General features: G+C 41.1%; 10 protein-coding genes. 3 read left to right on the forward strand and 7 right to left on the reverse strand.

What is annotated here, in order from left to right; genetic code table 11:
* From J1N09_RS00280 to J1N09_RS00300, 5 genes are read right to left on the reverse strand one after another with little or no spacing between them, the layout of a single operon-like run.
* Positions 1-570 carry a DUF2764 family protein gene (locus J1N09_RS00280; RefSeq protein ID WP_265197379.1) on the reverse strand — a complete coding sequence of 190 codons (570 nt, stop codon included), beginning with the start codon at positions 568-570 and terminating at the stop codon, positions 1-3.
* On the reverse strand, positions 567-1,166 hold the full coding sequence (locus J1N09_RS00285; protein ID WP_265197380.1) for a hypothetical protein: 600 nt from the start codon (positions 1,164-1,166) through the stop codon (positions 567-569). The genes J1N09_RS00280 and J1N09_RS00285 overlap by 4 nt, the downstream gene beginning before the upstream one ends.
* Complete coding sequence (locus tag J1N09_RS00290; RefSeq protein WP_265197381.1) at positions 1,159-2,490, reverse strand: V-type ATP synthase subunit B; 1,332 nt, start codon at positions 2,488-2,490, stop codon at positions 1,159-1,161. The genes J1N09_RS00285 and J1N09_RS00290 overlap by 8 nt, the downstream gene beginning before the upstream one ends.
* Positions 2,471-4,216 carry a V-type ATP synthase subunit A gene (locus tag J1N09_RS00295; protein WP_265197382.1) on the reverse strand — a complete coding sequence of 582 codons (1,746 nt, stop codon included), beginning with the start codon at positions 4,214-4,216 and terminating at the stop codon, positions 2,471-2,473. Before J1N09_RS00295 ends, J1N09_RS00290 begins: the two co-directional genes overlap by 20 nt.
* Before the next feature lie 16 nt (positions 4,217-4,232).
* A complete protein-coding gene (locus J1N09_RS00300) occupies positions 4,233-5,375 on the reverse strand; it encodes a universal stress protein (RefSeq protein ID WP_265197383.1) in 1,143 nt (380 codons plus the stop codon).
* A gap of 382 nt (positions 5,376-5,757) precedes the next feature.
* Between J1N09_RS00300 and J1N09_RS00305 the strand changes: the two genes are divergently transcribed.
* Positions 5,758-6,552 (forward strand): universal stress protein, encoded by a 795-nt coding sequence (locus J1N09_RS00305; protein WP_265197384.1) that lies wholly within the window; start codon positions 5,758-5,760, stop codon positions 6,550-6,552.
* A 384-nt stretch (positions 6,553-6,936) separates the two neighbouring features.
* Positions 6,937-7,695: a DUF481 domain-containing protein gene (locus J1N09_RS00310; RefSeq protein ID WP_265197385.1), complete on the forward strand. Its 759-nt coding sequence runs from the start codon at positions 6,937-6,939 to the stop codon at positions 7,693-7,695.
* A 52-nt stretch (positions 7,696-7,747) separates the two neighbouring features.
* Here the strand turns inward: J1N09_RS00310 and J1N09_RS00315 are convergent, their stop codons facing one another.
* Positions 7,748-9,130 carry a tryptophanase gene (locus tag J1N09_RS00315; protein ID WP_265197386.1) on the reverse strand — a complete coding sequence of 461 codons (1,383 nt, stop codon included), beginning with the start codon at positions 9,128-9,130 and terminating at the stop codon, positions 7,748-7,750.
* 145 nt (positions 9,131-9,275) lie between these two features.
* Positions 9,276-10,967, reverse strand: coding sequence for a T9SS type A sorting domain-containing protein (locus tag J1N09_RS00320; RefSeq protein WP_265197387.1), 1,692 nt, complete (start codon positions 10,965-10,967; stop codon positions 9,276-9,278).
* 246 nt (positions 10,968-11,213) lie between these two features.
* On the opposite strand from J1N09_RS00320, the gene J1N09_RS00325 reads away from it, so the two are divergent.
* Positions 11,214-11,936, forward strand: coding sequence for a T9SS type A sorting domain-containing protein (locus tag J1N09_RS00325; protein ID WP_265197388.1), 723 nt, complete (start codon positions 11,214-11,216; stop codon positions 11,934-11,936).
* Positions 11,937-11,988 lie beyond the last annotated feature (52 nt).

Consider the following 11,988-nt stretch of genomic DNA (forward strand, 5'->3'; position numbering starts at 1 on the left):
CTAGTCTTCCTTAATTATTTTTAAAAAATTCTCAAACCCTTGTTTCTGGTCGAAACCCCACCAACGTATTAGTAACAGTAATTTTAGTTTATATATGATCAGGGCTCCGAAATTATCGTACTGCCCGCTGGAAATATCTTCAAGATAATTCCATTGTAGTTTCAATAAATGAACTTCCTCTTCCAGCGGATTACCAGGGTTAATTGCTAAGATCTGGTCTGAAGAAGAACCAGTGTCAGTTCCGTTCCTGCGGCCAACTCGAAGCTGCTCAACTCCTTTTTTTTGTTGAAATACATAGTTTGAAAAATCCGCTATAACGTCCAGATCACTTTTCTGAAAGATCTCAAGGTGGATGTTCTCTAACCGAATGCTCTTGAAGAGACGAAATTGGCCTGATCTCAAGAATTTCTCCGCTTCATCATCAAGGATCGCAACCAGGTTCATTTCATTATCGGGCTTGTTCGCATACTTAGAAAAAAGAGAGTAAACCTTGTGGCGTTCTTCAACCGCGTCCCGGAAAGACAAATAAGGCAGACTACACATCACGTATTCCAGGTTCCCTGTGATCATCGCTTGGATTCGTTTTTTATGAGTTCAATCCATTTCGGACTGAGATTGGCAAACAACAATTCTGTTACTTCTTCCGGGGTGATTTCATAACTCCACCCTCGGTCTTTATTTGAAATTTTAAAACCTTCGATCAAGTTCTTTTCCGTGATAATCGAAACGAGATTTTCTGAAGTGCTCAAGCGTTGCTGAATTTTATCGGCCAGTTCCTTTTGCATATTTTCCGGGAGTTCAACAGTTGCTTCACCACCCACATTCTCAACGATCTTCAGAATTGCATTTACTATTGTTTCTGAAGTAACCCCGTCTTTCACTTCTCTTTCCAGCACCGACTTGAGTAATTTTAGCAGGTCATTTCGTACCGATATGGAAAGATCTCTGGCAGCTTGCTGAAGGGCTGCTTTCCCTTTTTCTCGCGTTGCCTCCGCCTCCAATTCAGCACTTTGTAGCATCTCATCTCGTTTCGCTTCTGCCTCTTCTATGATCTTTTGGGACTGCACTCGCGCATTTTCCAAAATTTCCCTGGTTTTATTGTCAGCTGCTTCAATAGCCTCCGATTTTAGTGTGGCGATTAATCGATCCAAGGTCTTTTCACTCATGACTCATCTCTTTTAGTATTTTGAATTTCCTTTCTTCCGGCCAGTACTGCTCTATTAATTTGGAGGATAGCCCAACTTCTTCCTTTTTGAAATGTAGCGCAAGAATATCCCAACAAAGGTCCAATGCATCTTCTAATTCGACATAGACGAAGGGATCCATTAACTCCTTCTGAAAGGTTTTTCTGTATTCAAGTAAACGCAGGGAGTAATCGTCCTTAACCGATCCAAATTTCTGCGCTTTAACCCGTTCTTCAGCCTCGGATAACAACTTTGCCATGGCGTTCATGATACTTCGGTGGTCGGGTCTCGTTTTATCGTTCACTTGTTGCTTTAACCGACTCAGTGATCCGAAGAGCTCAAGATATCCATCTTTCATGTAAAGCTGACCCTCGGTGATGTAACCTGTATTGTCAGGTACAGGATGAGTAACATCGTCCATGGTGGTAACCCCCAAAATGGTGAGACTTCCGGCACCATCAATATCTGCGGCCTTTTCATAGCGGCTGGCGAGCTGGGAATACAGATCTCCCGGATACCCCTGGTTAGCAGGTATCTGGTCCTGAGCATTCGCCAGCTGCCTTAGGTAATCAGACCATTGTGTCATGTCCGACAGCAATACAAAAGCATTCTTACCCTGGAGTGCGAATTGCTCCGCTACGGCCAGGGCCAGATCCGGAACCATTAGTCCTTCAACGATTGAATCACGATGTGTATGAATGAACATGATCGTCTTGTGTTTACTTCCGGCCTCTTCAATTCGCTTTCTGAAATAATGGTATTCATCGTATTTTAGTCCTACGCCACCTATGATGATCACATCTGCGTCGGTTTGAGCCGCGATGTTGGCAAGTAGCCGATTATACGGTTCTCCTGCCTTCGCAAAAATTGGTATTTTTTGTGAACGCACCAATGAGTTGAAAACATCGATAAGAGGAACGCCGGTACGGATCATTTCTTTCGGAATAAGGCGTTTCACAGGATTAATGGAAGGACCTGCCACTCGTACCATATCGGCAAGCAGTTCCGGCCCTCCATCTATTGGTTGTCCGTTCCCGGAGTATATCCTTCCCAGCATATCATCCGAAAAACCCACTTGTACAGGTTTGCCGAGAAAACGTATTTTGCAATCTGTAGACACTCCAAAACCACCTCCGAACAATTGCAAGGTTACTTGGTCACCATCAAGGGCGATAACCTGAGCTAATGCTTTTCTTCCATCGGGATAAATAACCTCAGCCATCTCCTTATTGTGAATATCCTTGGCCTTAATGGTTAAGATAGCCCTGCCGATACTATCTATATTCTCATATGTTTTCCTCAACATGTGATCGTAGTTTAACCAGATTAACGAGTTTGTTTTTCTGTTTTTCGAATTCTTTATCATCAGGCTTCAGATAATTCCAATCAAGAAAAGCCTGCCTAATGAAGTTGAAGTGAGATCGGATTTCCTGCTTTCCTTTTATTTCGATAGGAGTATCAATAATGTCTTTCACCATGTTAAACATTAGTCTTAATCGTTTCGGGGTGGTCACACCATCTACCTCATGGAAACTATTCTGCTGTAGGAATACCGCATCCAGTAACTCAGCCTTTTGGTATCGAATATAGGAATCATCGGTAATCCCTTTTTCCCCCATTAAAATAATATTAGAGGCTATTGTCTGTCCGTCACGAAGCAATTCGAGTAAATATGTTACTTCTTCATGCTCCAGGAGTGACGGGTATTTTGAATTACTGTCTATACGGTCTATCGCCGGATATTTCCGGGCGTCGGACAATGCCCTGGACAATCCCCAAAACGCCCCTGTGCTTAACAATGTTGCCTGGGTTACCGGCTCATCAAAGTTCCCACCAGCCGGAGAGACTGTGCCAATGATGCTGAGGGAACCGGTAAGTCCGCCTTCCAGGATTTCAACTCCTGCCCGATCGTACAAGGCAGAGATCAGAGTTGAGATATACATGGGAAATGCCTCAGGACCCGGGATCTCCTCTTTTCTACCAGATGTCTCTCTCAGCGCCTGTGCCCATCTTGAAGTCGAGTCTGCTAACATCAGCACGTTCAAGCCTTGTTTTCGAAAGTATTCACCAACAGTTGTAGCCATATAAACTGATGCTTCACGGGCTGCCACTGGCATAGAAGAAGTGTTACCCACGATATACGTGCGATCCATTAATGATTTCCCCGTTCGTGGATCTGTTAATTTGGGAAAATCCTTGAAAACTTCAACCGCTTCTCCGGCACGTTCACCGCAAGCTGCAATAATTACAACATCCGCCTGGGAATGTCGTGCCAAACTGTGTTGAAGCACAGTTTTGCCAGCACCGAACGGCCCCGGGTTGCATGCTGAACCGCCGTAAGCAATAGGGAAGAGTGCATCCAATATGCGAATTCCTGTTGGCATAGGTGTTTCGGGAACGGAACGCTGGTGAAATGGCATAGGTATTTTAACTGGCCATTCAAATGCCATGGTGAGTTCTGTGGTGTTTCCAGCATCATCCACGATAACTCCTATACAATCATCAACAGTATATTCACCAGCATTCATGACCTTCTCAACAGTATATTCACCACGAAGTGAGAAAGGAACAAATATTTTATGTTCGAAGAGTTTTTCTGGCACAGAGCCTATTACAGAACCACCAGTTACTTTATCTCCCAAACTGATTTTTGGAGTAAAGGGCCATTTTTTGGTAGTATCTAGAGGATCTACTTCAAGGCCTCTTTCGAGAAACCATTCGATCTTACCCAATTCGTAGAGTGGATTCTGAAGACCATCGGTAACCAGTCCCAGAATACCCGGCCCCAGTTTAACAGTGAGTGGAAGCCCAGTAAACTCAACGGCATCACCTACTTTCATCCAACGCGTATCTTCAAAAACCTGTAAGAAGACATTACCTTCTTCCTTTACGTCGATTACTTCGGCCTTGAGTCTTTTTTCATCCTCAAGTACAATGTAGGCAACCTCACCATTCATCACAGCACCCTCAAGGATTTTTGCTCCTACCAGCGACTCGCTAACACTCGTCACTTTTCCTGTTGATTTTTGCATCCTTTACTGATATTTTCTATTTACGCCGAAGTTTCCGTACCTCATCTTCAATTTTCTGATTCCACATCTGATCCAGAATATCTCGCACATTTGCTCTGTACTTATTGGCTTTTTCTTGTTCTCCGAGCTTCTCATACGCCTTAGCTAAACCTCTGTGAGCCGGCACATGAATTGCACTGATGCTCAGACATGCTTCCAAGTGACCAATGGCTTGGTCGTAAAATCCATCATCTATCAATTTCATGGCTGTTTCATGTAGCTCCTGAATATCTCGCATATCCGTTTCCAATTGCAGGGAGATGACATCTTGAGATTTTAGTGTTAGGAACGAACAAGGGACTTCGCGCACAACTTTCTCCGTAACGCTTCCCATAAGCATCCTGTTAATTCCTGTTCGCCCGGCTGTACCTATTACAAGAAGGTCTATCATCTTTCTTGAAATGCTACTTAGAATTTCTTCAGAAGGATTACCTTTTGGGATTTCCTTAGTCCAATTCAGGTCCCTTAGATTGAAATCTTTTAAAAAGGAATCCAAATCCTTTTTGTGCATGGAATATTGATGTTCAATTTCTCTCTCCTGTTCTTTTTCAGAAAAAAACCAGTTGGAACCCTCAGGCTCACAGACAGCCAGAATGGTTAACTCGGATTTAAACCTTCGAGCCATGGTAATTGCGTTATTGAGGGCCCGTTTCGAAGTTGGAGAGAAATCAACAGGGCACAATATATGATGTACATTCAGTAAAACGCCTTCCTTAATAATAAAAACCGGTTTTTCGCTTCTATGAATAACACGTTGAGCTGTAGTACCCAACCGAAAAGAATCACTTTTCTTGGTTTCTCCAGAACCCATGAGGATCAGGTTTGCTCCAGTATCCAAAGCTGCTCTCGTAATTGCCTTATACGGAGTACCAGTCATTAGTAAAGATTTCTTAACCGAGACTCCTTCATCCGATATCTGTTTTTCAACTTCTTGTAATTTGGTAACAGTAGTTTCCTGAAGTGATTCTCGAACTTTATCGTTGGAAATATTATCCGGCAGAATATGAATTGGGATAATGGTCGAGTCAAATATTTTCGCCATTTCTATGGCATTTGCTAATACATTTTCAGAAGAATTACTGAAATCAAGAGCTACTAATATCTTTTCTAATAGTTTCATATTATACGATCTTTAAAGATGCACTAAATTAATTATTGATTAAGTGTGTTATAGGGAATGAGCTTTGTTTAACTCATTCTTAAAAGTATTGAGAAATTCTTAAGAGAAACTTAAGTATTAAACAAAATCCAAAAACTCTTTTTAGTATTTTTATGTTCACATTCGTATGCTATATGACAGCTCAATGTTGCGCGGATTGGTTTTCAATCGATTAGGTCTTGTGTAGTAACAATCTTGCGTTATTCTAAAGTTTTTCTAAAGAATCTTTTAATAAATTTATAAGTAACTTAGGAACAAAGAATCGATATGGTCGATTTTTGTTGATGACCTAGGTAATAGATCGTGACCAAAAAAATATACATTCACTTTAATTGAATTGAAAATGAATAGCATTCTCGTTCCAGTAGACTTTTCTGAAGCCTCATCAAATGCATTGACCTATGCGATCAAATTGTTTGGCTCAAACACTTTGGAAATTACATTGATCCATTTTTACGGAGCAAGATCGACCGCATTTGTGATGAAAAACATAGATAACGTATTAGAGGATGATGCAAACAGAAGTATGAAAAAACTTCTGAAAGATTTCCAGGGGAAATTCCCCAATGTGGTTTTCAAAACTAAAATTGTCAAAGACTACGCTGTTTCTGCAATAACTGAATTGGGAAATAAAGGAGATTATGATTTCATAGTTATGGGAACGGCGGGAGCAAGTGGATTGAAAGAAGTGTTTATGGGAAGTGTTGCCGGGGGAGTAATATCAAAAACTTCGGCGCCCGTAATCGTTGTGCCAAAAGCCTATGATTTTAAGTCAGTAAAGAAGATAGTCTTTGCTGTAAGTGACATACCGTTTTCTAGCTATGAAGTGATTGAACCATTAGTAAAGATAACAAGACTACAAAAGAGCGACCTTAGGCTTCTCCATTTTGCTCAAGAGAAGACACCTCAGATTGAGAGGGCTTTAAGCACTTTAGAAGATCTGAATCCTACGGCAGAATATCAAGTAGGAAGTGGAGACATAAATAAGGATCTTAGCAATTATTTAAAGAAGGATCAAGCTGACCTGGTTTGTCTTGTTCGCGCTCAAAAGGGATTTGTAGACCGTTTGTTTAAGGAAAGTGTGACGCTAAAGCAAACGTTTAGCAGCCCCGTTCCTTTACTCATTCTTCACGAATAGCGACTGGGTCCATCTAAGCGACGAACAAGAGAATCAACATAGGAAATGAGATGAGCAATCGATGTGGAAGTACTGAAAACACTGGCCTTACGAAAAGTCATATTTTCCATACCGGCGCATTCGAAAATTCGAAATGTTTTAGAAGTTAAACAGAGGAACTAACTTTTGGTTCAAGTCTAATAAGAGTCGAATTTCAAATAATTTGATAAATAACAGGCTATTGCGGTGCGATAATAGTCTAATATGAGGAGCGATAAAGTAGGGTGGAGCTCACTTTATCGCTGTGAAGTGAACAAGGTTCTACTTTTCTACGATTATCAAACTTACAAGAAGATTGGATATATTTGGCGCTTAGTACCACGGCTTAATTCTCGATAACACAGCATGAAAAAGATACTTTGTTGTTTATTGTTGATTCCTGTTTTCCTTTTTGCACAAACCAAGGAGAAGGATTCGTTAAAACTAAGGGCAGACTTGTCGGTAACCGGGTTTTTGCAAAGTGGAAATGTTGACACATGGATCTTCAGGGCCAAGTCGGAAGTGAGTTTCAGATCTTGGGGTAACACAGTCTTTAAAACCAAGAACTCCTATGTATACCAAGCTTTTGATAAGGAGAAGGCCGATGAGGATATTCTAAGTCTCAATTTCCTGGAATTTAATCCCACACGAAAAATCTATCCTTTCGTTTTGGGTTTTTTCAGCACCAATTTCCGCAGGGAGATCAACTATCGCTATCTCCTGGGGGCAGGAGCGAGTTTCAAAATTCTTAATAAGAAGAACTACGAGCTGAAGGCCTCCACCTCATTAGAATATGAGAACACCGATTTTAATCTAACCACCTTTAATGTCCCGGAGTATAACGGCAGTGAATCCATCGAAACCTACCGAGCGACCTTTTGGCTCTATGGTAAATATCATTTGTTTAAAAATAAGATCGTTTTCAGTCATGAAAGTTATGTGCAACCATCACTTGAGCAGATCAATAATTATCGTTGGAGGGCTGATATTAGTTTAGAAATGCCGATATGGAAGTATCTGAATTTCAAGATCAACTACATCCACGTTTTGGAAAGTATTGTTGTTATTGACCAGTCCAGGGTTGACCGGTTTCTGACTTTTGGATTGACCATAAAGAATTATTGATCCATGACAGGAGCTTACTCAGAATCCAGTCATTGACTGGTTCTTCCAATTTTTAATGTGAAATCTTCTCCAACTTCACAGTAAAATGACGCATTATCGGAGCTTCATCCACTATACTATAGCCCCTTTTTGCTTGTTCACGGGAATCGTAGATCTTTTTAAGGACTGCCGCTATATACCGCATATGATTTAAGGAATAGGTCCTTCGTGGGATAGCAAGCCGCACTAATTCCAGATCTGGATATCGGTTTTGGTGGGTAAAGGGATCGCGGTCGGCCAGGATAGTGCCTATTTCAACGCTCCGGATACCTCCTTCAATATAGAGTTCAATTGCCAACGCCTGGGCCCTGTATTCATTACGAGGAATGGTAGGCACAAACTTGTTAGCATCTAAAAATATGGCATGCCCCCCAAAAGGCTGAAGTACGGGAATTCCATGTTCTACAAGCCGTTCGCCTAAAAAGGCAACTTGTTTTATCCTGGTCTCGAGATAATCGAATTCGGTGGCCTCGTCCAAACCAACAGCCAGTGCTCCCATATCGCGTCCATTCATCCCTCCATAGGTAAGGAAACCCTCGTACATGATATTGAATACAGTAGCTTGTTTATAAAGCTCTTCATCACGAAGGGCTATAAATCCACCCATATTTACAAGGCCGTCTTTTTTGGCACTCATGGTCATTCCATCAGCATAAGAAAACAGCTCTCGGCAAATCTTCTTGATGGACCAGTCTTGATACCCTTCTTCCCTGATCTTGATGAAATAGGCATTTTCAGCAAAGCGCGCAGCATCAATAATTAGTGGTGTGTGGTACTTTTTACACACTTGCGATACTTTTTTGATGTTCTCTATGGACACTGGCTGCCCTCCCGCTGTGTTACATGTTATCGTATGCACAACAAAAGGAATCTTGTCTGGCGGATTGCTGCGGAATGCATTCTCAAGCTTTTCGATATCGATGTTACCTTTGAAGGGATGGTGCAGACTGGTATCGAATGCTTCATCGATGGTGCAATCCAAAGCCGTAGCCTTTCTGAATTCAATGTGCCCCTTGGTGGTGTCGAAATGTGCATTACCGGGTATGATATTCCCTTCCTTCACCATTACTGAAAACAAAACATTCTCAGCAGCTCTTCCCTGGTGAGTTGGTAAAAAGTAGGGGAATCCAGTGATTTTTTCAACAGCGTCTTTTAGCTTAAGGTACGACTGAGATCCTGCATAACTTTCATCGCCCATCATCATTTCGGCCCATTGTTTGTCGCTCATGGCCCCCGTGCCTGAATCGGTCAAGAGGTCGATAAACACCTTTTCCGAAGAGAGATTGAAAAGGTTGTAATTGGCTTCTTCAATCCATTTCTTGCGCTCTTCAACAGTGGACGGTTTAATGTATTCCACCATTTTGGTCTTATAGGGTTCTGCGTAGGGAAGATTCATACTTTGAATTTGCTGAAAAGTAAAACTTCCCTCTAATTCATGCCATGATTTATGTCAGTTCGGAAGTCGAAACATACCCATGAGAATGAGCATAAAAAAACCCGAAGAATCCTTCGGGTTTTTATTTTATGTGAGTTCAGGTAAATTAGTTTACTACTAACTTTTTAACTTCTACCTGCCCTTGTCTTTCCACTTGAACAAAATACATTCCAGTAACAAGATTAGACACATTCACTTCGTGACTATTGGATAGGTTTGAAGAGGAATGAACTTCTCGTCCCTGCATGTCGTACATGACAATATTTGCGCCTTCCGCATTACTTATGGTAAAGGTTGAAGTAGCAGGGTTAGGAACTATATTAATTCCATCTACTGAAGCATCACCAACATTAAGAACCCCATTGGTCTTAAATTGAGCAGAAATCTCCTCACCAAAGAACCCACTGGTGTTGATTAAAACGTGGTCATTGTTTGAATCGGTAAGACGGAAGTAGTACTGTCCGTCACCACCTGTATCGGTCAAAGTAAACTTATGACATCCTATATCATCAAGGTTGAACTCTAGCTCCACGTCTTCATCGGGGGCATAAGGACCTCCGGATTGAACTATATCACCATTAACATTTTCGATCTTCCAGGTGATCTCGTCTCCATTTGCATCACAGGATAGTCTGAAAGAATAACTGTTGGTATGCTCAAAAGTGATTTCTGAAAAGCTATTGGTAGCTGTATTATTGGTGTTATCCTCATCATTCGGGATGGAGAAGTTGATGGTATTGGTGGATTGAACCGCATAGGAAATCGGATCCAAACGAACATCTTCTTTTTCATAAGGGCCAAGATTTCCAGTCCAGTTATATGTTTCGGTTGCCCCTCCATTGATGGAATATTCAATTGCTAAACTTGTAAGCGGATTATTCCCTCTGTTTTGGATTGTAATTTCCGGAGCATAGTCGATACCACACTGAGCATCAATATCAAATTCAGCTTCTAAGGCAGCATCATTATTGAACGGAAGATTCGTATATGTTGGGAAAGCACCGTTTCCGCTAATTACTTCCTGATTGGTTTCAGTCATAAAAACAACTAATTCCAATTCTTCCAGGTTTACAGGAACGTTATTGTACGAAGCGGGGATGGTATACGTATAGTTTCTGTCTATAAAGCTTCCCTGGGTTGTAGGAGAAATAGATTCTCCCCATTGCCCTGTAATCATATGTACTAAACGATACTGGTGAGGGTAATTGTTACCCAATCCACCTCCTGTTTGAGGTCCTAATGTATTGTTTTGCAACAATGCTACATTTAACTGGTTAGTAGCCTGAGGACTATTACCTGTATAGAAAGCTTCCACGTGAACAGATATTTCACTAGCCGAGATATCTAATTCAGCTTCCACAGCCATATTCAGATAAGAAGCTTCGCCAAGGATTTGATTGGAAGCACTTGCCCATTGCCCTCGGCTCATGGCGGTGTGTGGACCACCACTTTGCGACTGTCCTGGGAACACATGCCTGTTTACTGTTCCGGCAGGGTATCCTACAAGGTTACTTTGGTTTGCGATTGCGGTTCCAAAAGGTGTTCTGAAATCGGGTTGTCCCGGTCCTGGAACAGCAAAGGACCCTACGTGGATATTAACTAAGAATACATTATCCGGACTCGAGTCTTTGATAGACTGTGCAATTGCGTGTCCTTGTGGACAGAACACACAGCTGATTCCGGTAAATTCTTCAAGAATCACTTTCTTGTTTTCAGGTGAAGTAGAGACAATGGTCTGCGCAAAACAGCTGCCTCCCATCACTAATGCAATAATAAAAGAGTAAAATTTTATTTTCATAATTAGGCTCATTTTGTGAAATTGAATATCAAATATATGTTAATAAATTCATAATTTATAATCAAATCCTTCTTAAGTTTTAATTTTCATTTAACCTATTAATTAGGTAGGATAAAAAACTCTACATCCCTTTACAACGCTGTATTTGAAGAATTTAACCATTCTTCGTATGCTCACGCATATTCATGATTATTTTCATATCTTTCGACAAACATTTTAACGAATCTTTAATATTTAATTATAGTGATGCAAAAAATACTTTTAGCGGCAGCCCTAACCGTTTCAATGGCTGCTTCAGCACAGTTTAATGTTGAAACACATGATGGTACGCCAATTACTGACGGTAGTACTTTCGGATTCAACACTTTAGATGAACAATCAGCTTCTTTGAAGTTCTATGTGAACAATGAATCTACTACGCAAGAGATTTATATGAAAATTGAATTTGTAAGTGCTGTCAACTATGACGGGACTGACATGCAATTATGTTTTGGTCTTTGTTACGACCCTATAAGTGTAGGGACTTCTTACCCTCCTGGGAACGAAGTGGTTACGATTCAACCAGGTTCAAACCAAGGAACCCCTGGGGATAAATTCTGGAATTATAACGATGGTGGCGGGAACCCTATAGAGTATGAATTCAGGTTTTACCAGGTAGATGGATCCGGTGTTCCTACGGGTGAAGAACTAAGCTTTACATACTTGTACGATTCAACTCTTGGGGTGGAAGGTCAAAATAAAGTAAACGCTTCTTTGCTTTCCACTGTGGTTAGTGAAGATCTTCAAATCGTTTCTCAAGAGGAGGTTAACGTAAAAATATACAATCTGCTTGGGGCAATAGTGGCCGAAAGAACACTTTCTTCGGGTACTAATAGTATTTCCCTTGCTAGCCTGGAATCTCAGGTATACATGGTTCAGATGACTAACGAATCTGGAGCAACTTCCGTAGAGAAGATTGTGAAAAGATAAATAACACCTCAGTAATAAAAAAAGGCCTGGAATTTCCAGGCCTTTTTTATTT

This window comes from Aureitalea sp. L0-47, assembly GCF_026126405.1.
GTDB lineage: Bacteria > Bacteroidota > Bacteroidia > Flavobacteriales > Flavobacteriaceae > Pukyongia.